Origin of the sequence: Buttiauxella sp. S19-1, assembly GCF_022134725.1 — a bacterium.
In the GTDB taxonomy this organism is placed as follows: domain Bacteria; phylum Pseudomonadota; class Gammaproteobacteria; order Enterobacterales; family Enterobacteriaceae; genus Buttiauxella; species Buttiauxella ferragutiae.
This window is the reverse complement of sequence record NZ_JAHWLU010000063.1, coordinates 1-22,069: the sequence shown is the minus strand read 5'-3', so window position 1 is coordinate 22,069 and position 22,069 is coordinate 1. Positions and strand designations below refer to the sequence as shown.

Annotated in this window: 24 protein-coding genes and 1 pseudogene; 8 read left to right on the top strand and 17 right to left on the bottom strand. The window is 50.2% G+C overall.

The features are described from left to right. Positions 1-170 precede the first annotated feature (170 nt). On the top strand, positions 171-812 hold the full coding sequence (locus MES37_RS14585; protein WP_064546223.1) for a riboflavin synthase: 642 nt from the start codon (positions 171-173) through the stop codon (positions 810-812). Between the two features lie 65 nt (positions 813-877). Here MES37_RS14585 and MES37_RS14580 read toward each other — a convergent pair whose 3' ends face one another. The 5 genes from MES37_RS14580 to punC form a co-directional block, all read right to left on the bottom strand. Next, complete coding sequence (locus tag MES37_RS14580) at positions 878-1,801, bottom strand: LacI family DNA-binding transcriptional regulator (protein ID WP_237931844.1); 924 nt, start codon at positions 1,799-1,801, stop codon at positions 878-880. Between the two features lie 54 nt (positions 1,802-1,855). Beyond that, entirely contained in the window at positions 1,856-3,247 is a 1,392-nt protein-coding gene (locus MES37_RS14575) for a glycoside hydrolase family 1 protein (RefSeq protein WP_232885791.1), read from the bottom strand. Between the two features lie 48 nt (positions 3,248-3,295). Continuing rightward, positions 3,296-4,615, bottom strand: coding sequence for a PTS sugar transporter subunit IIC (locus MES37_RS14570; RefSeq protein WP_237931842.1), 1,320 nt, complete (start codon positions 4,613-4,615; stop codon positions 3,296-3,298). Positions 4,616-4,800: 185 nt separating this feature from the next. Continuing rightward, positions 4,801-5,949, bottom strand: coding sequence for a cyclopropane fatty acyl phospholipid synthase (gene cfa / locus MES37_RS14565; protein ID WP_064546232.1), 1,149 nt, complete (start codon positions 5,947-5,949; stop codon positions 4,801-4,803). Between the two features lie 298 nt (positions 5,950-6,247). After that, a complete protein-coding gene (gene punC, locus MES37_RS14560; protein WP_064546237.1) occupies positions 6,248-7,441 on the bottom strand; it encodes a purine nucleoside transporter PunC in 1,194 nt (397 codons plus the stop codon). Between the two features lie 115 nt (positions 7,442-7,556). On the opposite strand from punC, the gene punR reads away from it, so the two are divergent. Then, the gene (gene punR / locus MES37_RS14555) at positions 7,557-8,468 is read left to right on the top strand and encodes a DNA-binding transcriptional activator PunR (protein WP_121813587.1); all 912 of its coding nucleotides are present in this window, start codon (positions 7,557-7,559) and stop codon (positions 8,466-8,468) included. Between the two features lie 38 nt (positions 8,469-8,506). Here punR and purR read toward each other — a convergent pair whose 3' ends face one another. Next, a complete protein-coding gene (gene purR / locus MES37_RS14550) occupies positions 8,507-9,532 on the bottom strand; it encodes an HTH-type transcriptional repressor PurR (RefSeq protein ID WP_064546241.1) in 1,026 nt (341 codons plus the stop codon). A 292-nt stretch (positions 9,533-9,824) separates the two neighbouring features. On the opposite strand from purR, the gene cydH reads away from it, so the two are divergent. Continuing rightward, complete coding sequence (gene cydH / locus MES37_RS24950; protein WP_202914370.1) at positions 9,825-9,917, top strand: cytochrome bd-I oxidase subunit CydH; 93 nt, start codon at positions 9,825-9,827, stop codon at positions 9,915-9,917. A gap of 53 nt (positions 9,918-9,970) precedes the next feature. On the opposite strand, the gene sodB is transcribed toward cydH, so the two are convergent. Further along, positions 9,971-10,552, bottom strand: coding sequence for a superoxide dismutase [Fe] (gene sodB / locus MES37_RS14545; RefSeq protein ID WP_064546243.1), 582 nt, complete (start codon positions 10,550-10,552; stop codon positions 9,971-9,973). A 131-nt stretch (positions 10,553-10,683) separates the two neighbouring features. Further along, positions 10,684-11,538 (bottom strand): C40 family peptidase, encoded by an 855-nt coding sequence (locus tag MES37_RS14540; RefSeq protein WP_237931840.1) that lies wholly within the window; start codon positions 11,536-11,538, stop codon positions 10,684-10,686. Between the two features lie 362 nt (positions 11,539-11,900). Between MES37_RS14540 and MES37_RS14535 the strand changes: the two genes are divergently transcribed. Further along, a complete protein-coding gene (locus tag MES37_RS14535; protein ID WP_064511765.1) occupies positions 11,901-12,245 on the top strand; it encodes a Grx4 family monothiol glutaredoxin in 345 nt (114 codons plus the stop codon). Between the two features lie 49 nt (positions 12,246-12,294). Here the strand turns inward: MES37_RS14535 and rnt are convergent, their stop codons facing one another. The 5 genes from rnt to MES37_RS14510 all read right to left on the bottom strand — a co-directional run bounded on the left by rnt (position 12,295) and on the right by MES37_RS14510 (position 16,009). After that, on the bottom strand, positions 12,295-12,948 hold the full coding sequence (gene rnt / locus MES37_RS14530; RefSeq protein WP_237931838.1) for a ribonuclease T: 654 nt from the start codon (positions 12,946-12,948) through the stop codon (positions 12,295-12,297). A gap of 94 nt (positions 12,949-13,042) precedes the next feature. Further along, positions 13,043-13,450, bottom strand: coding sequence for a lactoylglutathione lyase (gene gloA / locus MES37_RS14525; protein ID WP_064546252.1), 408 nt, complete (start codon positions 13,448-13,450; stop codon positions 13,043-13,045). A 207-nt stretch (positions 13,451-13,657) separates the two neighbouring features. Continuing rightward, a complete protein-coding gene (locus MES37_RS14520; RefSeq protein WP_064546254.1) occupies positions 13,658-14,755 on the bottom strand; it encodes an alkene reductase in 1,098 nt (365 codons plus the stop codon). Between the two features lie 55 nt (positions 14,756-14,810). Continuing rightward, a complete protein-coding gene (locus MES37_RS14515; RefSeq protein ID WP_121813583.1) occupies positions 14,811-15,410 on the bottom strand; it encodes a TetR/AcrR family transcriptional regulator in 600 nt (199 codons plus the stop codon). Continuing rightward, positions 15,407-16,009 carry a phosphoethanolamine transferase domain-containing protein gene (locus tag MES37_RS14510; RefSeq protein WP_064546259.1) on the bottom strand — a complete coding sequence of 201 codons (603 nt, stop codon included), beginning with the start codon at positions 16,007-16,009 and terminating at the stop codon, positions 15,407-15,409. Before MES37_RS14510 ends, MES37_RS14515 begins: the two co-directional genes overlap by 4 nt. Before the next feature lie 175 nt (positions 16,010-16,184). Between MES37_RS14510 and MES37_RS14505 the strand changes: the two genes are divergently transcribed. From MES37_RS14505 to sodC, 3 genes are all read left to right on the top strand, one after another. Further along, entirely contained in the window at positions 16,185-16,424 is a 240-nt protein-coding gene (locus MES37_RS14505) for a DUF1289 domain-containing protein (protein WP_074388561.1), read from the top strand. A gap of 57 nt (positions 16,425-16,481) precedes the next feature. Further along, positions 16,482-17,378, top strand: a complete 897-nt coding sequence (locus MES37_RS14500) for an aldo/keto reductase (RefSeq protein ID WP_237931836.1) — start codon at positions 16,482-16,484, stop codon at positions 17,376-17,378. A gap of 80 nt (positions 17,379-17,458) precedes the next feature. Continuing rightward, positions 17,459-17,980 (top strand): superoxide dismutase [Cu-Zn] SodC, encoded by a 522-nt coding sequence (gene sodC, locus MES37_RS14495; RefSeq protein WP_064546567.1) that lies wholly within the window; start codon positions 17,459-17,461, stop codon positions 17,978-17,980. Positions 17,981-17,982: 2 nt separating this feature from the next. On the opposite strand, the gene MES37_RS14490 is transcribed toward sodC, so the two are convergent. Genes MES37_RS14490 through MES37_RS14480 form a run of 3 tightly spaced genes read right to left on the bottom strand, consistent with a single transcriptional unit; the run spans position 17,983 to position 21,108 of the window. Beyond that, entirely contained in the window at positions 17,983-20,004 is a 2,022-nt protein-coding gene (locus MES37_RS14490) for an FUSC family protein (protein ID WP_121813581.1), read from the bottom strand. Between the two features lie 7 nt (positions 20,005-20,011). Then, on the bottom strand, positions 20,012-20,863 hold the full coding sequence (locus tag MES37_RS14485; protein ID WP_232885796.1) for an efflux RND transporter periplasmic adaptor subunit: 852 nt from the start codon (positions 20,861-20,863) through the stop codon (positions 20,012-20,014). An 8-nt stretch (positions 20,864-20,871) separates the two neighbouring features. Next, on the bottom strand, positions 20,872-21,108 hold the full coding sequence (locus tag MES37_RS14480) for a DUF1656 domain-containing protein (RefSeq protein WP_074388562.1): 237 nt from the start codon (positions 21,106-21,108) through the stop codon (positions 20,872-20,874). 175 nt (positions 21,109-21,283) lie between these two features. Here MES37_RS14480 and slyA point away from each other — a divergent pair, with 175 nt between their 5' ends. After that, positions 21,284-21,724: a transcriptional regulator SlyA gene (gene slyA / locus MES37_RS14475; RefSeq protein WP_064546267.1), complete on the top strand. Its 441-nt coding sequence runs from the start codon at positions 21,284-21,286 to the stop codon at positions 21,722-21,724. Positions 21,725-21,841: 117 nt separating this feature from the next. On the opposite strand, the pseudogene slyB reads toward slyA, so the two are convergent. Beyond that, a pseudogene (slyB, locus tag MES37_RS14470) lies at positions 21,842-22,069 on the bottom strand (outer membrane lipoprotein SlyB); the annotation flags it as partial.

The following is a 22,069-nucleotide window of genomic DNA, read 5'->3' as shown; positions in this document are numbered from 1 at the left end:
GCAGGAAAATAGGAATAGCAGGGGAAATAGCCTGACTATTGTAGCGGGAGAAAACGAATACGCCAGTCAAATAATGGTGGGGTAGCGCGGATGACTGGCAAGGTTTTTTTCCAACTGTTAAAGTGCTGCCATATAATTTTCAGCTGCCGTTAATTACCAGGAGCTTTACGATGTTTACAGGTATTGTGCAGGGCACAGCAACCCTGGTCTCCATTGATGAGAAACCTAACTTCCGTACGCACGTTGTCGCAATGCCAGATGCGATGTTACCAGGCCTTGAAACTGGGGCATCGGTGGCGCACAACGGCTGTTGTCTGACGGTCACCCAAATCAATGGCAATCACGTCAGCTTTGATTTAATGAAAGAGACGCTGCGTATCACCAACCTCGGCGAGTTAGTGGTGGGCGACAGCGTTAACGTCGAGCGTGCCGCCAAATTTAATGATGAAATCGGCGGGCATTTGATGTCGGGGCATATTATGACCACGGCAGAAGTGGCGAAGATCCTGACGTCGGAAAATAACCGCCAGATCTGGTTTAAAATGCGCGATAAAACCTTGATGAAATATATCCTGCATAAAGGATATATCGGCATCGATGGTATTAGCCTGACAGTGGGCGAAGTGACGGCTTCACGTTTCTGTGTACATTTAATTCCAGAAACGCTTGAGCGCACCACATTAGGCAGCAAGAAATTGGGCAACCGCATTAATATTGAAATCGACCCGCAAACGCAGGCGATTGTCGATACCGTTGAGCGTGTGCTGGCACAACGTGAAGCGACTTTGGAAGCGCTGTTACCGAAGGAATAAGGATTAAACGGTGGATGACGCCTTTGGCTTATCCACCCTACAATTTCGAGCCGTATCCGACATTCTTACGCAATCAATAAACTGCCGCGCACCACATCGCTGGTCTGGCGTTCCCCTAACAGTAATTCCACCGCCCGACGCGCCATACTTTCCAGCGGGTATTGAATCGCCGGAATGGTGTTCGACCCAGGCATTCGGGTGGAGCCATCCAGACTAAATACCATCACTTGTTCAGGCACTTTTAACTGGTACTGGTTGAGCATCATCACGGCTTCTTGTGCCTGGGTATCGTCTGTAACTAACAGGGCGGAAAACTTCACCCCACGGTTAATCAGACGTTGCAGCGCAATGCGTACTGATGACTCATCTTCAATCACTAACTGGCGGTTAAAAGGCACCACATGGTTGTGCAGCGCCTGGTGATAACCCTCGAGCGTTAACGCTGCCGCTTCTCCGCTGGCAAAGTTGATTAAGGCGATTTGCCGCCGTTGCTGGTTACACAAATAGTGCACGGCGGTTTCTGCGGCAAAAACATGATCGCATTGAACGCTGAAATTTTCGGCACCGCTCAGGCAGTCAATCAGCATGATGTCGTCAGCAAGCGTCGGCAGTGGGAAACGCGCGCCGACCACTACCAGTGCGTCGCATAACCCCTTCGATAACTCCTGAGCGGCTTGTACCACGCTGTTGTGGTCATTGGCGAAGCGTAATAACAAGTGCTTGTGATGTTGATTGAGCTGTTTTTCAAGCGCTTGCAGGTAACCGGTAGACTGCTGAATATGTTCGGTGGCACAAATCACACCGATGCAGTTCGTCGACTGGCTGCTCAACGATTGCGCAATGGCATTAGGGGTGTAATTCAGAATTTCGGCGGCGCGTAAAACCGCCTGACGACTCTCTTCTTTGACGCCGCGACTGCCGCTTAATACGCGCGAAACCGTGGCTTTGGAAACCTGCGCAAGACGTGCAACATCATTAATATTCGACATAGTTTGTTTCCCACTTCTCAGCCAGAAACGGGCCTTGCGGCCCGAGTGCTGAGATTACGTCCGGTCGTTAAAGCCATTTTCTGCAGCGGTCGTGCGATACCACTCACCGCTTTTCTTGATAGTGCGTTGCTGTGTCTCAAGGTTTAACGAGACAAAACCGTAACGGTTTTTATAGGCGTTACACCAGGACCAGTTATCAATAAATGTCCACATGTGGTAACCGAGGCAATTGCTGCCTTCGCTGATACCTTTATGCAGCCACTTCAGGTGGTCGCGTACAAAATCAATGCGGTAATCATCCTGAATCTGGCCGTTTTCATCGAAACGCTGCTCGTTCTCAACGCCCATGCCGTTCTCTGAAATATAGCAATTTGGGTTGCCATAATTTTCACGCAGATTGGTGAGAATATCGTAGATCCCTTGCTCGTAGATTTCCCAGCCACGGTACGGGTTCATTTTGCGTCCAGGCATTTCGTAGGATTCGAAGAACCACTCTGGCATAAACGGGCTGTCAGGGTTCACTAGCGAGTCGCGGCATTTGATGCGGCGCGGCTGGTAGTAGTTGATACCCAATAAATCGACCACACCCGCCGCCAGCAGAGCTTTGTCTTCTGGCTGGCAGACTGGCAATTGGCCGTGTTCTTTCAACAGCGCCACCAGTTCTTGCGGATATTCACCACGCAGCGCCGGGTCGAGGAAGCTGCGGTTAAACATCAGGTCAGCAATATTTGCCGCTTTCACATCTGCCGGGTTTTGTGAGCGTGGATAAGATGGCGTGAGGTTGAGGATAATGCCAATCTCGCCGCCGTCGTTACGCTCGTGGTAGGCCTTCACCGCCAGAGAGTGCGCAATCATAGTGTGGTAAGCCACGGTGGCTGCACGTTTGAAATCCACTACATTCGGGTAATGGAAGTCGTACAAATAGCCGCCTTCAACCGGTACTACTGGCTCGTTGAAGGTGAACCAATGCTTTACACGGTCGCCGAACAATTCGAAACACTTGCTGGCAAATTCAGCATAAGCCGTGACAACGTCACGATTCTCCCAGCCGCCTTGCTGCTGCATCACCATTGGCATATCAAAGTGGAACAGGTTGATGAACGGCTTAATGCCTTGCGCCAGTAATTCATCAATAACTTGATTGTAGAAGGTCACCGCTTCCTGATTGACCGTACCGCGGCCTTCCGGAATTAGACGAGCCCAGGAAATCGAGGTACGGAAAGTGTTGTGATTAAGCGCTTTGAGCAGCGCAATATCTTCTTTCCAGTTCTTGTAGAAGGTGGAAGTCTCTGCCGGGCCTACGCCGTTATGGAAACGGGTCGGTTGCTCTTTAAACCACCGATCCCAGATGGTGGCCGTTTTGCCAAATCCGAGTGTTTCGCCTTCCGTTTGTGGTGCTGAACTGGCGCTGCCCCACCAAAAATTATCAGGAAATTGGTATTTCATTTTTGTTCCTCATTTGACGAGCCTGCCATACCGGCAGGCTATAAAAAATTAACTTACAGTAATCGGGTTCTCGTTTTCCTGTGCACTGCGCTCTTCGTCCTGTTTTAGCAGGGTGCGCTCGTAAGCCTTCAGGAAGGGGTAATACATCACAGCCGACATGACCATACAAATCAGGCACATGATTACGGGACTTACCGCCCAATTTGCGGCCCACGACGCGCCAATGGGTGCCGGGGTTGTCCACGGTGTTAACGACACAACTTGTGCCACCCAACCTAATTTAGTCGCGATGTACGCCAGGGTTGCGTTAATCATCGGCACCAAAGTAAATGGCAGGAAGAACAGCGGGTTCATGATGATTGGCGTACCGAACAAAATGGGTTCGTTGATGTTAAAGAAGCTTGGCACCACGCCCATTTTACCGATAGTACGCAGGTGAATGGCGCGGCTACGCAGCAGCAAGAACGCCAGCGGCAATGTTGAACCGACGCCGCCAATCAGCAGGTAGTGATCCCAGAAACCTTGCAGGTAGATATGCGGCAGCACGTTACCGGCGGCGAGTGCGGTCTGGTTCGCCGAAAGGTTGGCCATCCAGAATGGGTTCATAATCCCGGTGACAATCAGTGCACCGTGGATACCGGCAAACCACAGGATCTGGCAGATAAACACCGAAATCAGAATCGCAGGTAATGAGTCAGAGGCCGAAACCAGCGGTGCCAGCAGGTGCATGATCGCTTCCGGAATAATCATTCCGGTGGTCGATTCAATAAATAAGTTCAGCGGATGGAGCGTGGCGACAATCACCACCACCGGAATCAGGATCTCAAACGAACGCGCAACACCGGTTGGGACTTCTTTCGGCAAGCGGATAGTGATGTTGTGGCGTTTGAGGAACGCATACATTTCGCTGGCATAAATGGCCGTCAGCAGAGCGGTAAAGATGCCCTGGCCAGAGAAATATTGTGTTGAAATCTGCCCGTCTTTATACGGTGCTGCGACCAGTAAAAAAGCCATAAATGCCAGTAAGCCGGTCATAATCGGGTCGAGCTTATAGTGCTTTCCGAGGCTTGCACCAATACCGACCGAAATAAAGAATGTCATGACACCCATGCTGAGGTTAAACGGCAACATCAGCTGTTCACGGTAGGTGAGAGAAAAACTCAACCACGAGCGGGCAAAACCCCAACTACTGTCAGGTGAGAACGGCGGGAAAATAAATACTAACAAGAAAGAACCGATGATCATAAACGGTAGGGCAGAGATAAAGCCGTCGCGGATGGCGATGACATGGCGCTGAGAGCCCATCGCTCCGGCCATGGGAGTGACTTTTTGCTCAATCACATTGACCATTTTTTGGTACATGCTCATGGCGGTATCCTTGTTATTGTCGGGGTAAGTGGATTGATTGTGAAACAACAGGGAAACCGGTTTCCATTGAATAAAGAGATAAGTGTTAGCGAGATCAAACTCGTGAGGAAAGGAGAGCTGGAAACGTGAAGAAGTTCACGATTTGTTAAGAAAATGCTAAACCCCGGACTAGCCGGGGTATTAAATCAGTGCGGGACGCGTAAGCCGTGTTCGATGCCGCGGCTAAAGACGATTTGCCACAGCTGAATATCGCGGGCGCGGAAGGCTCCGGCACACGCATTAAGGTAATAACTAAACATCCGTTTGAATCGTTCTGAATAATTACTGGCAAATTCCGGCCAGGTATTCTGGAAACGCTCGTGCCATGCCATTAACGTTTTATCGTAGTCGGCACCAAAGTTATGCCAGTCTTCCATCACGAAATGGCCTTCATTGGCATCGGCAATCTGGCGCACGGACGGCAGGCAACCGTTCGGGAAAATGTATTTGTCTATCCACGGGTCAACGCAGTTATCGGTTTTATTCGAACCAATAGTGTGCAGCAGGAAAATACCCTCCGGTTTCAGGTTGCGGTCAACCACATTGAAATAGGTGGCATAGTTTTTCGGCCCGACGTGTTCAAACATGCCAACTGAAACAATGCGGTCAAACTGCATTTCTAAATCGCGATAATCTTGCAGCAAGATAGTCACGTCCAGCCCGAGACAACGTTCCTGAGCCATTTTCTGCTGCTCGGCAGAAATGGTCACGCCATGAACCACGACCCCATAATGCCGTGCGGCATATTCCGCAAGCCCACCCCAGCCGCAGCCGATATCCAGCAGCGTCATACCTGGCTCAAGATGCAACTTATCGCAGATCATTTTCAGTTTGGCATTCTGCGCATCGCTAAGGGTAGTGGCTGATTTCCAGTAGCCGCAGGAATATTGCATATGTTCATCGAGCATCCGGCTAAATAAGTCGTTGCCAAGATCATAATGTTCTTTACCGACAATCCAGGCGCGTTTTTTGGATTGCAGATTTAATATTCGGGCTGCAGCAATGCGCAGGGTGTCTTTTAAATGGCGGGGGAGTTGATTCTCAAGTCCGGCACGGATGGTGTTATTGAAAAATATATCCAGCCGTTCGCAGTCCCACCAGCCGTCCATATAGCTTTCACCCAGCCCGAGGGTGCCTTCTTGCAGCACGCGCTTAAAAAAATCGGGATGCTTAACCTGGATATCGAAAGGGCGCGGGCCGTTAATTTCCACGCCAGCCTGCGTGAGCATTTCGCTCACGATTCGATACCACGGGTTATTTCTTATGCTGACTTCTTCTATACACGATGAACTCATAGCTTCTCCATCACCATTGTGAGAGGAACCTTAAAACAGCGTAGACGCTATTTTGGGCATGTGAGAAATGTCACGGAAAATACCGCGAGCCTGATATCCGACGTAGAACAGAGAAAGGGGGGCGAGAGCCCACAAAAAAAGCTTCTAAAACAACAAACGGGAGCACAAAGGCTCCCGTCAAAACGTCATTATTATTGTGCTGACGGTCAAGCCGTAAATAAGTATAGGCTCGCCCAGGCGGTGATTCAATGAAATATTGTTAGCAAGCTAACTACATTGCTGTCACGCAAACGATACATTAATGTGCATCGGATTCAGCAGGTTGCCAGACTTTGACATGACTACGGCGTTGCAGCAAGTAGCCCAACATGGCTAAGACGATGGTCACCAGCATGACGCTGGTGGTGGTCAACAACGGGGTTGCGACCAACCATGACACCATCAAACTTGCCAGGAAGCACAAACCTAATTGCAGCGTATTTTGCAATGCAGCTGCTTTACCGGTGGCCTGTGGGAATGGCAACAAGGCTGAAGCAACGACGATCGGGTAAATCGCACCATTAGCAATCGCCATCACGCAGAATGGAATCAATAGCAGCGTGAGGCTGGCATGGCCGCTGACCGCCACACCCCAGGTACCGAAAATGCTCAGGGTGTAGAGCGCAAGTAACCATGGCAACATTTGCTTGCCTTGCCATTTTTGCAGCGCGCTACGGCAGCCGTAGCCGCCAATCAAGAAGGCGATGGTTTGCGGCACATAACTCAGGCCAATAACCGCCGGGCTATAACCCATATCGTTAAGAATGAATGGCGAACCGGTCAGCCAGGCAAAGAAGCTGGCGGAGCAGGCGGCATAAATCAATACGTTCCCGCTGTACACGCGTGAGCGCAGCAAAGAGGTAAAGCTGACTTTATTATCTTCGGTTTGCGGATGGTGCTGAGTGCGGGGTTTCAGACGTAAAGTCGGGATCATCAGCACCAGCGTGATGGCAAACAGAGTGGCGAAAATCGCCTGCCAGTCAAAGTGAGTCAAAATCCAGCTACCGAGCAGCGGTGCCAACGCCGGAGACAAGCCAACCAGTGGCATAATGGTGGCGAAAATACGGTTAGCGCGATTCGCCGGATAGTAATCGGTCACCAAAGCTTGCCAACTGACGGCCGCAGAACAGACGCCAACCGCCTGAACAAAACGCAGTACCAGTAGCGCGGTGGCGCTTTCAACCCACAGCATGCCAATACAACCGATGGCGAACAGGCTCAAACCCGCCAGTAATACCGGTTTACGACCGAAGTGGTCTGACAATGGACCCCACATCAACTGGGCAAACGCAAAGCCGGCAAGGAACAGACTCAGGCTGGCACTGACGGCAGAGGCGTCGGTCTGTAAATCTTGCTGAATGGCAGCGAAAGCAGGCAGATACATGTCTGTGGCGAGGAACCCCAGCACACTTAATCCGGCCAGCCAGATAAGAAATCCTTTTGATGGTTGCATAATTTTCTCTTGTTTTATCTTGCAGGTTAATCGCCGCGAGAGTGTACGGAGTGCAATTACGCTTGTGAAACGCTAATATTTGTAGGTTGCGTTCAAAAAATTTGTGAGCAAAGAAATGTGGTCAGAATACTCGCTGGAAGTCATCGATGCGGTAGCGCGCAATGGCAGCTTCAGCGGTGCAGCACAAGAGTTGCACCGCGTTCCGTCTGCCATTAGTTATACGGTGCGGCAACTCGAAGATTGGTTAGCCGTTCCGCTATTCGAACGTCGTCATCGGGATGTTGAATTAACCCCTGCTGGCGTCTTTTTTCTCAAAGAAGGCCGCTCTGTTATCAAAAAAATGATGACGACACGGCAACAGTGCCAACAGATCGCCAATGGATGGCGCGGTCACCTGGCGATTGCAGTTGATAACATTGTAAAACCGGAGCGAACGCGGCAACTGGTGCTGGATTTCTATCGCCATTTTCCTGATATCGAATTACGTATCTTTCAGGAAGTGTTCAACGGCGTGTGGGATGCGCTGGCGGATGGACGCGTAGAAGTGGCGATTGGCGCGACTCAGGCGATTCCGGTTGGGGGGCGTTATGCCTTCCGTGATATGGGAACGTTGAGCTGGCGTTGCGTGGTGGCTTCCTCGCACCCACTGGCACAGTGCGACGGGACGTTAAGCGATGATGACCTGCGTGCCTGGCCATCGCTAGTTCTGGAAGATACTTCGCGTTCATTACCAAAACGAATTACCTGGCTGTTAGATAACCAGCGCCGCGTGGTAGTGCCTGATTGGGCGTCCGGTTCGGATTGCTTGAGCGCGGGGTTGTGTATCGGCATGGTGCCGTTACATATTGCCAAACCGTGGGTTGCTTCAGGGAAATGGCGCGAATTAACGCTGGATAATCCATTCCCTGACGCGGCATGTTGCCTGACATGGCAGCAAAACGATGCATCGCCAGCGTTGGCCTGGCTGTTGGATTACTTAGGCGATAGTGACACGATGAATCAGGAGTGGTTACAGGAGCCGCTGTAAGTCTGCTGGATGTCGCTTGCGCGACATCCGACACACACTTAGCGGCGATAATCGCGAAACGGGCCATCAGCCACAGAGCGGCGTTCAATCAGACGCGGGTGAACCTCAATCGACTGCGACTCTTCGCGTTTGTTGACGATTCTATCCAGCAGCATATTAAACGCCGTTTCCCCTAGCGAATCTTTCGGCTGGTGGATGGTGGTCAATGCTGGTGAGAAGTAACGCGCGTTGCGTACGTTGTCGTAACCGATAACGGAAATATCCTGCGGCACGCGCAGCCCCATTTCATCAGCAGCGCAAATAGCACCCATCGCCATAATGTCGCCGCCACAGAATACCGCTGTTGGGCGATGAGACTGGCCGATGATCTGCTGCATGGCGCGGTAACCTGATTCAGGTTCAAAGTCACCCTGAACAATCCAGTTTTCCGGAATGGAAATTCCCGCTTCTTCCAGTGCTTTCATAAAGCCTGCATGGCGGCCGCCACCGGTGTTACGTTCCATTTGCCCGGGAATGGCGCCAATTTCGCGGTGGCCGCGTTCAATCAAATAACGTCCAGCAAGATAACCGCCGTGGAAAGCGTTATCGACCACGGAGTCGGTGAAATCGGCACGAGCCTCGCCCCAGTCCATCACCACCATAGGGATGTGACGGTACTCTTCAAGCATGGTGAGCAATGATTCAGGATATTCAGAGCACATCACTAACAGGCCATCGACACGCTTTTGTGCCATCATCGATAAGTAAGCGCGCTGCTTTTCAAAGTTGTTGTGCGCGTTGCCCAAAATCAGGGTGTAGCCTTTTTCAAAGCAGCTATTTTCCACCGCTTCGATTATCTCGGCGAAATAGGGTGCTTCACTGGAAGTGGCAAGCAGACCAATCGTTTTGGTGTGATTAACTTTCAGGCTTCGTGCTACGGCGCTTGGCGAGTAGTGCAATTCTTTAATTGCTGCCCACACCGCATTGCGCGTTTCTTCCGCCACAAAACGGGTTTTGTTAATCACATGTGATACGGTTGTAGTGGAAACGTTTGCGCGCTTCGCCACGTCCTTGATTGTCGCCATTAAAATTCACTCCGGGCTATATCGTAAACCCTTGATTGCTATTATGTTAAACGTTTGCGTACGCTGACTCCACAGGCAACATGATGGTTGCAGGTATGCCGGGATTGCGACATAAAACGGGAGGAGGGCATTGAATTGACGATACGCAACAAATTAGCGAGGGATTTTGGCCTATCCAGGCGAAAAGTGGAAGAGGGAAAATTGATATCAGATTAAAACCTGGAGGATTTTTATCTCTGGTTGTGGGAAAATCACCCTGACACATCGATTGTATGGATATAAAAGGAGTTTAATGATGAGCACCGATTTGAAATTTTCAATCACGACGACGGTAATTGTTTTGGCTTTGATTGTTTTCGGCGCACTAACTGCCGTACTGCACTGATTTTTACGCTTTGATCAAGATGGGCCGCAAATCGCGGCCCATTTACTTTTGCATTAAGCTGCTAAATTCTTCGCAACAAACGCCCAGTTCACCAGCGCCCAGAAATGCTCAAGGTAGCCAGCACGAGCATTGCGGTAGTCGATGTAGTACGCATGTTCCCACACATCCACAGTCAACAGCGGTTTAGCTGCAGTCGTCAGTGGGGTGCCAGCGTTAGAGGTAGAAACAATCGCTAATGCGCCATCTTCCTGTTTAACCAGCCATGTCCAGCCAGCACCGAAGTTCTTGATAGCAGCATCAGTAAATTGCTGCTTGAACTCAGCGAAGCTACCAAAAGATTTATTGATGGCTTCCAGCAGTTCGCCAGTTGGCTCGCCGCCAGCATTTGGTGCCAGGCAGTTCCAGTAGAAAGTGTGGTTCCAGACCTGAGCGGCGTTGTTAAATACGCCACCTTCGGAAGTACGAACGATCTCTTCGAGGGTTTTACCCTCAAACGCGCTGCCTTTAACCAGATTATTCAGGTTAGTGACATAGGTTTGATGGTGTTTACCGTAATGGTATTCCAGGGTTTCGGCGGAGATATGCGGTGCTAAAGCATCTTTTGCATACGGTAGTGCAGGTAGTTCGAACGACATTGCTAACTCCTTATTATTGTTTACATCTAGACAACACTTTTAGTGCGGGTTTAGGGTAACAAATTGAAAGGGTAAGCAAAAGAGGAACACGCCTGCCCAATGAAGGGCAGGCGCAGATTTTCGACGAATTTTTAACGAATGGTTTTGGAGGTCATGACACGTTTAGCGCCAACATAGTGGCGTTGCCAGTAATCTTCGCTCAAGGAAGTGATTTGGATATCCCTGCCAGAACGTGGAGACTGAATGAACTTACCGTTGCCTACATACACGCCTACGTGATCCGCAGTGCCGCGACCTTGTGTACGGAAGAATACCAGGTCACCTGTTTCCAGCTCACCACGATCCACCGAAGAGGCATCACGCAGGTGATACATTTCGTTAGCAGTGCGGGGAATACGGAACTTCACCAAATCTTTATAGGCGTAATAAACCAGACCGCTGCAATCGAAACCGGTACGCGGTGAAGTCCCACCCCAGCGATACGGTTTGCCAATCTGGCCCATCAATTTGTTCATCGCCGTTTTCTGTGCTTTTTGCACCCGGACTTTATGCGCAGCGGCAATCGTCGTTGGTGGCTCTGCTTTGACTTTCACGCAATGCGTTTTATAACCTTTACGAGGTTTACTGCATTTTTCGGTGAGAGCAACAGGCTGGACTTTCGCGAGCTGAGAGGATTTTTTGCGGTCTTTACTGGCAAGATTTTTTGTTTTAGCACTGCTGGAGTTTTTAGCGGTTTTACTCGTTGAGGCAGTGGTTTCTTTTTTCTTGCTGGTTGTTTTGGAGGTGGTGTTGGTTTTCTTGCTGGCGGTAGTGGTTTTATCTTTACTCTTACTGCTCTTTTCTGTGCTCTTGGTTGTGCTTTTCACAACGTGCGCTTTATGCGCCGCCACGGGACGAGCGTGCTCAGACGCCTGCGTCAATGGTGTATACGGCAAGGTAAATAGCAGAGCACAGAGCGTGATAGAAATTTTTGTTATCCGCGCCACTCGACAATCCCCTGGTTAAAATGAATGCATGATAATTACCATCATGCCCGTGTATGATTTTGCGAAACCCGCCGATTCTAATCTATTAAGTGAGATAAAGTTAACAACCTTTTACCTATCGTCGTGCTGTTTCGTAACCAGTCGCAAAAAAAATCATCAAACTTAAGGTCATAAGGTGATTTATTGATCAGGGATAGGGTTAATTCCTGATTTGCAGCTACCGGAAAAGTGTTATTCTTGAGACATGTTATCCCTCCATCGCGTAGTACACAGAAACCCTGCAAAAATTGGTGTTTTCTGGAGAGGGTATCGATCGCTACAATGGCAGGCTACTGCCGAGACCAGGTTTGAGGAAGCAAGCAATGAGCACTATTGAAAAAATCCAACAACAGATTACTGAAAACCCAATCCTTCTTTATATGAAAGGTTCCCCGAAACTGCCTAGCTGTGGTTTCTCAGCCCAGGCTGTGCAGGCGCTGTCTGCCTGTGGTGAGCGTTTCGCCTACGTTGATATTTTGCAGAACCCGGACATCCGTGCTGAGTTGCCAAAATATGCCAACTGGCCGACTTTCCCACAATTGTGGGTTGATGGCGAGCTGGTTGGCGGTTGCGACATCATCATTGAGATGTATCAACGTGGTGAATTGCAGGCGCTGATTAAAGAATCTGCTGCTAAGCATAAATCTGAAGAGCCAGACGCAGAGTAATTTGCTGTTAGTTATTAAAAAGCGACCGTTAAGGTCGCTTTTTTTATGCTCACGATTCGGGGTCTGCAGGGAGTGGCAGCGGCCAGCCACCTAAACGCTTCCAGCGATTCACTATCTCGCAAAATAGCTGCGCGGTTTGCTCGGTATCATAAAGTGCAGAGTGCGCCTGGCTGCTATCAAACGGCATACCAGCAGCAATACACGCTTTCGCCAGCACCGTTTGGCCTAATGCCAGTCCGCTCAGTGCGGCGGTATCAAAGGTGACAAACGGATGAAAAGGGTTACGTTTTAATGACGCGCGTTCTGCCGCGGCCATCATAAAGCTGTGATCAAAGGTGGCATTGTGCGCCACCATAATTGCACGGTTACACCCACTGTCTTTGATGCCTTTGCGCACCATCTTAAAAATCGCATGTAGCGCGTCATATTCACTGACGGCACCACGCAACGGGTTGTGCGGGTCAATACCATTGAAGGCCAGCGCTTCAGGCTGAAGGATAGCGCCTTCGAAAGGTTCGACATGGAAATGCAGGGTTTCATCAGGCATTAACCAGCCGTCCAGATCCATCTTTAAGGTGATGGCAGCGACTTCCAGTAAAGCATCGGTTTTCGCGTTAAACCCAGCGGTTTCAACGTCAATGACTACCGGATAAAAACCACGAAAGCGGTCACACAGGCCTTGCAGTTGCGTGTTGTCAGACATCAGGATCTCTTAATACGGGGAAAAAGCAGCGCGCATTATGGCAAATTTTAAGAAGGGAAGCTAACGGGCAGGTTTACCGCCCGTTAGTTGAGTATTAGTTACCCAGGCCTTTACCCGCATCTTTGCTCTCGATGAGCTCAATTTTGTAGCCGTCTGGATCTTCAACGAAAGCGATAACGGTGGAGCCGCCTTTTACCGGGCCAGCTTCACGGGTTACATTGCCACCGTTGTTGCGAATACGCTCGCAAGCTTCGGCAGCGTTATCAACGCTCAATGCGATATGGCCGTAGGCGTTGCCCAGATCGTAGCTCTCGGTACCCCAGTTATAAGTCAGTTCGATAACGGCTTCTTCGGTTTCCGGGCCGTAGCCAACAAACGCCAAAGAGTATTTATATTCTGGGTTTTCACTGGTACGCAGCAGGGTCATGCCCAGTACGTTGGTGTAAAAATTGATAGAGCGTTGCAGATCGCCAACGCGCAGCATGGTATGAAGTAAGCGCATAAATTCCTCTTTTCCCCTTCATTCTTCAAGTTGTGACGGTGTTGGCTGCACTCACTCACCCCAGTCATTTACTCAAGTAAGCTCCCGGGGATTCCTGAGCTTGCCGCCTGGCCACAACTAGAATTATTTGGGTAAAATTAAAGGGTTAATTTCTAAATGTGAGGGTAAGTATAGCGGCGAATTCACGCCGCTATCAATCGACAGGTCTTATAAAGTTGGGTAATCGGTATAACCTTCAGCACCGCCGCCATAGAAGGTTTCAGGACGTTGGGCGTTGAGTTCGGCATTGTGATGCAGGCGTTCGACCAAATCAGGATTGGCGATGTAATCGCGGCCAAAAGCGACAGCGTCGATTAAACCTTTCTCGATTAACGACTCCGCTTTCTCTGGGGTATAAGCGCCCGCGCCGATGATCACGCCGTTGAAACGTTCACGCACTTTCAGACGGAACTCTTCGCTATACGGTTTGCCGCCAGCCCAGTCAGGCTCTGACATGTGCAGATAAGCGATGCCGCGTTTGTTCAATTCTTCAATCAGATACAACGCATCGGCTTCTTCATCCGGGCCGTTATCCACGTTTTGGAATGAACCGATTGGCGAGACGCGGATACCAATTCGGTCGGCACTCCATTCTTTGCTCACGGCATCGACCACTTCCAGTACCAGACGCGCACGGTTTTCGCGGCTACCGCCATATTCGTCCGTACGATGGTTGGAGGTCGGTGACAGGAACTGGTGCAGCAAATAACCGTGCGCGGAGTGCAGTTCGACCATGTCAAAACCAGCATCACGGGCGTTACCTACCGCCTGACGGAAATCATTGACGATGCCCGGGATTTCATTCAGCTCAAGCGCGCGTGGCAAAGAGGTGTCGACGCGAATCGCGTGGCCATTTTCATCACGCAGTGAGGTGCGCGTACCGGCAGAAATTGCCGATGGCGCGACAGGCGCTTGCTGGCCTGGCTGAATGCTGGAGTGAGAGATACGGCCGGTGTGCCAGAGTTGTACCGCAATGCGACCTTTTGCCGCATGAACACCGGCGGTGATTTTCTTCCACGCAGCGATTTGCTCATCGCTGTGCAGACCGGGTGCGCCTTCATAACCTTTAGCTTGCGCAGAAATTTGCGTGGCTTCACTGATGATAAGGCCGGAGCTTGCGCGCTGGCGATAATATTCGCCCATCAATGGGGTTGGGATATCGCCAGGCACAATGCTGCGAAGACGAGTTAATGGCGCCATAAAAATGCGGTTTGGTGTGGTAATGGCACCGACTTTCAGTGGGGTAAATAATTTATCTGCTGACATGGGTTATCCTTTGAATAGACCGGTCGTCTAGTAATTGAGTAAATAAAAAAGCCTGTCAGGAGACAGGCTCCGCTAATAATTGGCTAACGTGGGCGAGGGCGCATTCCAGCGGTATCGCGCTACGTGAAATTTTCGCCTGTAAGCTGGCTCCGAGCCACAGGGCATAAATCACTTGAGCCTGGCTTAACGCCGAGTCGGTTAATTTAAGGCTTGATTCGGCATGTCCCTTCTCCAGTGCATCTGCAATCTGGGAAACGATTTGCGCCGAACCTTTATTTAATGCTGTACGCATATCTTCTGAAAGGTCACACACTTCAGCCGAAAGTTTAACCGTCAAACAACTGATCAGGCTGCCATGTTGCGAAAACCAGGTGACAGTTTCCTGATACCAGGCGATTAATTTCTCACGGTAATTCCCGCTGTCTTGCGAAAAATGCTGCTGCAATCGCAGGTTATAAGCGGTGTAATACCTCTCCAGCATCGCCACGCCAAACGCCTCTTTTGAGCGAAAGTAGTGATAGAAGGAACCTTTCGGTACTTCGGCGGTGCTTAACAGTTCGCTTAATCCCATGCCAGTAAACCCACGTTGCAGACAAAGCTGCTCGCCGGTAGCAAGAAGATGTTCACGAGTGTCATGTGCGGGATGTCTGTTCATGGAAAGAACTGTAATAGACCAGTCGGTCTAATGCAAGTGTCAGGTGGCAGAATTTTTACGATATTTTTGTGGTTACGGAACAGCGAGGCGTAGTCTTTATAAAATACGGAAGCCACCAGAATAATGATTAGCAGACCCGCCAGTACGCCAACGGTGCGCGATAGCAGGGTGTACCACCAACGCGAAGGTTTGATTTTAATCGTGGCCAAAAACACTGCGCATACAATACCGGTGAGCCCAGTCCACATCAGTAATTGCGGTGTAACCAAAGTCACGACGTTGGTCATCATGTTTTTGTCGATAACTGCGCCACAGGTGAACATAAAATAGTTACAGGCCGCGCAGCCAGGCACCAAAATCACCAGTAATGGTTTACGCAACCACGGCAGGTTAATCAGGCTAAAGATTATCAACCAGGCGCTAAATAAAACCACTGGCACCGAAATGGCGAAAATCCAGCTGTGGAACGAATTTGGTTCAATAATTTCCCAGCTGCGTTTGATCAACAAGAAATTGATTATGGTGAAGAAGAACGCGCAGTAGAGATTAAACTTTGAATCGTTACACTGTAACTTTTTCAGGGTTTCCATGACAGCCATAAGTGCTCATAAGTAATGGGCACAGACTAAAGAATGAAGATTAGGTGAACCTTAATTTAAGCAAAACGGTCATCGTCCGCTATTCGGGATACGTGTTGAGAATATTCACCGCCGCGCTTGCAACATTTTGGATGAAGGGCTTCAATTGAAATAACACAAGATTACGGGGGTGAGGGTGTCTGAACAGCTAGAGTTTTTCCCGATACAAAGCCCATGTCGCGGGATCTGCCAGTCGGATGAGCGCGGCTTTTGCCGTGGTTGTATGCGTAGCCGCGATGAGCGTTTTCAGTGGCAGCAAATGAGCGATGGGCAAAAGCAGGAAGTACTGCGCTTATGCCGCCAGAGATTGATACGCAAATTACGCGCAAGCAAGTCCACTCCCCCCGAAGAACCGCAGCAACCCTCACTTTTTTAATTCGCTGATCTCGCTATACTCACTCGCAGAATTCGTTTCTTACTGAGGATAGGCTTTATGGTACAGCGCATTACGATTTCCCCGCAGGGACCTGAGTTTTCTCGGCTTGTTATGGGCTATTGGCGTTTGATGGAATGGAACATGTCCGCTCGCCAGCTGGCAAGTTTTATCGAAGAAAATGTCGACCTGGGAATCACTACAGCCGATCACGCCGATATTTACGGTGGTTATCAGTGCGAAGCTGCCTTTGGCGATGCGATGCGCCTGGTGCCACACCTACGGCAGAAAATGGAAATTGTCACCAAGTGCGGGATTGCCACCACCGCAAATCCAGGCCATGCACTGGGACACTACATTACTGACAAATCACACATCATCAGCAGTGCCGACTCTTCACTGCAAAAACTGGCTACCGACTACCTCGATTTGCTGTTAATTCACCGCCCGGATCCGCTTATGGATGCTGACGAAGTGGCTGAGGCGTTTACCTCGCTGCATCAGAGCGGCAAAGTGCGCCATTTTGGTGTCTCTAACTTCACTCCTGCGCAATTTAGTCTGCTGCAATCACGTCTGCCGTTTACGCTGGCGACTAACCAGGTAGAGATTTCCCCAGTGTATCAGCCAACGATTCTTGATGGCACGCTGGATCAATGCCAGCAACTGCGCATCCATCCTATGGCGTGGTCATGCCTGGGCGGCGGGAGCTTGTTTAATGATGAAACTTTCCAACCGTTGCGTGATGAGCTGCGTGCTGTGGGAGATGAACTGGGGGCGGAAACTATCGAACAAGTGGTTTATGCCTGGGTGATGCGTTTACCCGCGAAGCCGTTGCCAATTATCGGCTCCGGTAAGATTGAGCGCGTACGTTCAGCGATTCACTCTTTAAGCCTCGATATGAACCGCCAACAGTGGTTCCGCATTCGTAAAGCTGCGCTGGGTTACGACGTGCCATAACCACAAAAATAGCGATCTCCCGGAGCATTCGACTGGTATGGCCTATGCTTAACAGGCTGAAAGTCAATCCGGGAGATATTATGAAGCGAATTAGTCTGGCTTTTCTTACGCTATTTAGCTGTGCTGCTGTTCAGGCTGCCAGCACTGAAGTGCAAATGAATCTCGTCACGTCAAAGGGAATTGACCATTCTCTTGGCACGGTGAAAATAACCGAAACCGATAAAGGGCTGGTTTTCGCGCCCGATCTTCGAACTCTTCCTCCTGGTGAACATGGTTTTCACGTTCACGCCAATGGCAGTTGTGACCCCGGAATGAAAAACGGTAAACCTTCGGCTGCTGAGGCCGCTGGTGGTCACCTTGATCCTGACAAAACCGGTAAGCATATGGGGCCGATGGGGGTTGGACACTTGGGTGATTTACCGGTGTTGGTGGTCGATAATGATGGCAGCGCAACTGAACCAGTCACGGCACCGCGCATGAAAACCCTTGATGAAGTCAAAGGTAAGGCGCTGATGGTTCATGTTGACGGCGATAATATGTCCGATCAACCTAAACCGCTAGGTGGTGGTGGTGCGCGTTACGCCTGCGGTGTAATTCAATAAACTCAGTGGCTGCCTGCCAGCGTTCCGGCAGGTGGCGCTTGTTCTAGCTGTGAAAGAGAGCAGTAAAGCCGCCAGATGATCCCCGCCAGTTCGCGCGCTGCCGGATTATGATGATGCGAGAGTGTTTCCGACATCCGCTGCAATTCCTGCAACGAGGTGGCTAAAGAACGTTGTTGAACCCCACGCTCGCTCATCACGTCACGCAAAGTATGAATGCACACATCACGTACCTGAGAAAGCGGGTCCGAGCGAGTTTCCCATCCGCGTAATTGCCAGACAACATGCGAACAATTTAGCAACACCACACCCCAACGCAGTAGCCAGCGGCGTGCCACGTCATCTTTACTGCTACTGAGCTGGCTGATGTGGTGATAAACCAATGACTCAAACTGATTCTCAGAATGTTGCGGTTTACGGCTAAGTTGGTCCACGAAGCCACGGCGCAATGCACGAATATGGCGGCGGCCTTTGCGCGTATCAGAACCGGGGCGCAGCACCGAAAACGCAACCCACGACAGCCCCACGCCAATCACTTTTGCCAGGTTGTCATTCAGAAAATCAGCGAAGTCATAGACTGGCGGATTGGTGACGGCAATAAACGACCCCATGAAAACTATCAGTTGTCCCCACAGTCCAGCTAGCTTGGGTTGCTGTAGCTTCAGTAACTGCATGGTTGCCAACAGCGGCAGTAAGAAAACAAGGAATTGCCACAGATCGGTGATTTGCACCATCAGGCCAAATTTGACCAGGAAGCTGAACACCGAAAGCCACAATAAGGTGCGCATTAGCAGGGTCAGCGAATTCAACGGCGATGGTACTGACGAGTAGAGCACACAACTAATGGCCGCCAGTGATAACGCACCACTCCCGGCGTCCCATTGGGTGCTGATACACCAGGCACCAGTAACGGTGATCACACAAAACGTGCGCAAAGCACTCCAGACCGCTTCGGTATTGTCGGTATGACGAGCCAGTGGCGGTGTTTTTGGCGGGCTTAATTCAGCGACCGGCGTGGCATTTTCCAGCTCGCGTAACCAGCGACTGCTGTTGAGATAGAGCCAGCAAAAGTAGCGCAGGCGATGCCAGAATGCCTGATGCCGATAATCATCTTCAGTACTGGGGGCGATCTGCGCAAGCAGTCGTGCAATGGTGTACTTATGAACTTCTTCCCGCGCCAACTCTTTGATTAAAGCTTCGAGAACTGGCCACAAATTTTCAGGTGGGTTTGGCCAGTTCATCAACATCCGGCGCAGGCTGGAGATCACACTGGTCAGGCGCAATTGCTGATGAATGAGGTAGTTAAGCAAATTGTTCTGGCGGCGGAAACGATAATGGCTCCAGAATGCCTGAATCCTGAGTAAATTCATGGTCAAAATTTGCCCAATTACACCTTCATGCGCGGTGCGGATGGCATCGGTGGTTTCTGGTTTCCACAGCATAGATGCGTGTTCTAACAGCCGGGCGTGCATATTCCGCAGAGCTGTCAGCAGGGTGGTGCCATCCGATGTGCTGGGTAGCACCATCATCATAAATGCCCCACTCAAAATCCCGACGATCACTTCGCAAACACGCGCTTGAGTGATATCCCAAAGTTGCGTGGTATCGACGGTATTCACCATAGGGAAAGCGATGATTGCGGCGGTGTAACCTGCCAGCATAAACGCATAGGCAACGTTATTCTGGAAATGACTTGAACTCCACGTACACAGCGCCAGCCAGGACGCCATTGCGAAGGTAAACAGCCAGGGGTCGTTCAGCGTATTCCCCGCGATGATTAGCGAAGCCGTCGCACCAATCAGGCTGCCGGCAACACGCCCCAAACTTTTACTGACTACACCGCCTACGGTGGGAAAACTGACCACCGCCGCTGAAGTCATCGCCCAGTACGGTTCGTCCAGATCGAGATAATAGGCAATAGTTAATGCGAGACACATCGCAATAGCGTTACGCAGCGCATAACGCCATTGCCCGGCATTCGCCTTTCCCCACGGGGTGTTTTGCCATTGCAGGGCGGAGAGTTTCATCAGCCGATTAATGCTTTATGGTAACTGTGCAGGTGGTGCCGGAAACCAGCGTAACGCCTTCGGGAATTCTATCTAATTTGATGCGCACCGGAACGCGCTGGGCGAGGCGCACCCACGGCACATTGGGTTTGATATCTGGAACTAAATTGCTGTCGCTTTCCACGCTTTGATCGTAGATAGCGCGGCCGATACTTTGCACTTTGCCGCTTAGCGGGACATGGCCGCTGTACAGCACAATCTGCGTAGTGTCACCGGGTTGGATATGGCGCAGCTTGGTTTCTTCAAAGTAACCGACCACGTAAAAAGAGTGGCTGTCGATAAGCGCAAAGACCGGTTGACCCACAGTGGCATAGTTACCGGTACGGGTCGAGAGATTGGTGACCCAACCATCAACTGGCGCGCTGACGGTTGTTTGAGTCAGTTGCCATTTCGCGTGCTCAAGTGTGGCTTCGGCAGCTTTAACTGCGGCTTGTTCGGCTTTGACATTGATATTCGCCGTATCCATATCTTCAGCAGAAATATAATTACGCGGTAAATTTCTGCGGCGTAATGCTTCATTGCTGGCTTTCGCCAGTTCAGACTGCGTTTGGGCTAGCTGCGCTTGTGCATTGAGTTGGGCAATGTGATAAGGCGTGGGGTCAATAGTGAACAGCACGGTGCCCGCTTGAACGAACTGGTTATCTTCGACATTCAACTGAGTAATGGTTCCCGACACCTGAGGGGTGATGCTGACTTGTTCGGCACGCACTTTCCCATCTCGCGTCCACGGGGATTGCATGTAATAATTCCACAACATCCAGCCAACAATAATGGCGACAGCGAAAATCAGCAGCGTGGAGAAGTACTTTATTGTTTTCATGTTATTGCTTACCACATCACTAAAATGACAAGTCCTGCGCTAACGGACAGCGAGAATAACGACAAATCCATTAATGTCGGATGCCAGATATCGCCGGAATACATCCAGTCACGCAGCAAATGATGCAGAATGAGCCAGATAAAAAAGCCAAGGATAACGGCTTTGAAAAGAGGGGGAAAGTAGATGGAAGCCCCGACAACCAAGTCCTGAAGAGGTAAGCCTGATGTTATAAAACTGAATATCACGTCAGATAATCCTTTAAATTACTGGGGATGACTGCCGTTTCCCCTGACTTAGTTGTAAACTAAAAGTATAGCTGGTTGCTTAACATCAGCAAAAGTAAGGAATTTAATTTTTCAATGAATGCCTGCACAATAGTTTAAAATCAGTATAATAAGTTAGCAAGCTAATTATAAGGAGATGAAATTGGAATCGCCACTAGGATCAGATCTGGCAAGGTTAGTGCGCATTTGGCGTGCTCTGATTGACCATCGTCTAAAACCTCTGGAGTTGACACAGACGCATTGGGTTACGCTGCACAATATTCATCAGTTGCCGCCCGAGCAGTCACAGATTCAGTTGGCGAAAGCGATTGGTATCGAACAACCCTCATTGGTAAGAACGCTCGACCAGCTTGAAGAGAAAGGGCTTATTTCACGTCAAACCTGCGCGAATGACCGCAGGGCAAAACGTATTAAGCTTACTGAACGCGCTGAGCCAATCATCAATGAGATGGAAACGGTGATTAAAAAAACGCGCAATGAGATTTTGTTGGGGATCAGTTCCGACGAGCAAGCGCTACTTCTTGATCTGATTAATCGACTGGAACAAAACATCGTTCATCTTCAGACTAAAGAGTAATTTCTCTCAGTAAGCCTCATCTTTCGGTGAGGCTTACTCTTTAGCAAACTTCGCGCTACAAACTTTGTTCCACCGCAATAAAGTAGGGCGACCTGCAAGCAAGCCACCTCTTCATTATTAATTTGGTGATACAGTCGTTTGGCTGCCGTTGCTGGCGATTCTTACACGTTGACCAGCAGCAAACTGGGTCTTACCTTGTTTTTGCACGACCAGAATAGTATTGCCATCATCTTTACGGATTTCCAGCTCAACACCATCAGTTTTGTTGATGGCGCTCTGGACGCTCTGACCCGCTACGCCACCTGCCACAGCACCTGCAGCTGTAGCCAGTGAACGGCCCGAACC

What these genes read in the sequence shown, in the direction of transcription:
- MES37_RS14570 (WP_237931842.1), bottom strand. Translation starts at nt 4,615, where the DNA reads ATGAGCATGTACCAAAAAATGGTCAATGTGATTGAGCAAAAAGTCACT.
- purR (WP_064546241.1), bottom strand. Translation starts at nt 9,532, where the DNA reads ATGGCGACAATCAAGGACGTGGCGAAGCGCGCAAACGTTTCCACTACA.
- gloA (WP_064546252.1), bottom strand. Translation starts at nt 13,450, where the DNA reads ATGCGCTTACTTCATACCATGCTGCGCGTTGGCGATCTGCAACGCTCT.
- punC (WP_064546237.1), bottom strand. Translation starts at nt 7,441, where the DNA reads ATGCAACCATCAAAAGGATTTCTTATCTGGCTGGCCGGATTAAGTGTG.
- MES37_RS14500 (WP_237931836.1), top strand. Translation starts at nt 16,482, where the DNA reads ATGGTACAGCGCATTACGATTTCCCCGCAGGGACCTGAGTTTTCTCGG.
- punR (WP_121813587.1), top strand. Translation starts at nt 7,557, where the DNA reads ATGTGGTCAGAATACTCGCTGGAAGTCATCGATGCGGTAGCGCGCAAT.
- MES37_RS14515 (WP_121813583.1), bottom strand. Translation starts at nt 15,410, where the DNA reads ATGAACAGACATCCCGCACATGACACTCGTGAACATCTTCTTGCTACC.
- MES37_RS14520 (WP_064546254.1), bottom strand. Translation starts at nt 14,755, where the DNA reads ATGTCAGCAGATAAATTATTTACCCCACTGAAAGTCGGTGCCATTACC.
- sodC (WP_064546567.1), top strand. Translation starts at nt 17,459, where the DNA reads ATGAAGCGAATTAGTCTGGCTTTTCTTACGCTATTTAGCTGTGCTGCT.
- rnt (WP_237931838.1), bottom strand. Translation starts at nt 12,948, where the DNA reads ATGTCTGACAACACGCAACTGCAAGGCCTGTGTGACCGCTTTCGTGGT.
- sodB (WP_064546243.1), bottom strand. Translation starts at nt 10,552, where the DNA reads ATGTCGTTCGAACTACCTGCACTACCGTATGCAAAAGATGCTTTAGCA.
- MES37_RS14490 (WP_121813581.1), bottom strand. Translation starts at nt 20,004, where the DNA reads ATGAAACTCTCCGCCCTGCAATGGCAAAACACCCCGTGGGGAAAGGCG.
- MES37_RS14585 (WP_064546223.1), top strand. Translation starts at nt 171, where the DNA reads ATGTTTACAGGTATTGTGCAGGGCACAGCAACCCTGGTCTCCATTGAT.
- MES37_RS14575 (WP_232885791.1), bottom strand. Translation starts at nt 3,247, where the DNA reads ATGAAATACCAATTTCCTGATAATTTTTGGTGGGGCAGCGCCAGTTCA.
- cfa (WP_064546232.1), bottom strand. Translation starts at nt 5,949, where the DNA reads ATGAGTTCATCGTGTATAGAAGAAGTCAGCATAAGAAATAACCCGTGG.
- MES37_RS14535 (WP_064511765.1), top strand. Translation starts at nt 11,901, where the DNA reads ATGAGCACTATTGAAAAAATCCAACAACAGATTACTGAAAACCCAATC.
- MES37_RS14580 (WP_237931844.1), bottom strand. Translation starts at nt 1,801, where the DNA reads ATGTCGAATATTAATGATGTTGCACGTCTTGCGCAGGTTTCCAAAGCC.
- cydH (WP_202914370.1), top strand. Translation starts at nt 9,825, where the DNA reads ATGATGAGCACCGATTTGAAATTTTCAATCACGACGACGGTAATTGTT.
- slyA (WP_064546267.1), top strand. Translation starts at nt 21,284, where the DNA reads ATGAAATTGGAATCGCCACTAGGATCAGATCTGGCAAGGTTAGTGCGC.
- MES37_RS14510 (WP_064546259.1), bottom strand. Translation starts at nt 16,009, where the DNA reads ATGGCTGTCATGGAAACCCTGAAAAAGTTACAGTGTAACGATTCAAAG.
- MES37_RS14485 (WP_232885796.1), bottom strand. Translation starts at nt 20,863, where the DNA reads ATGAAAACAATAAAGTACTTCTCCACGCTGCTGATTTTCGCTGTCGCC.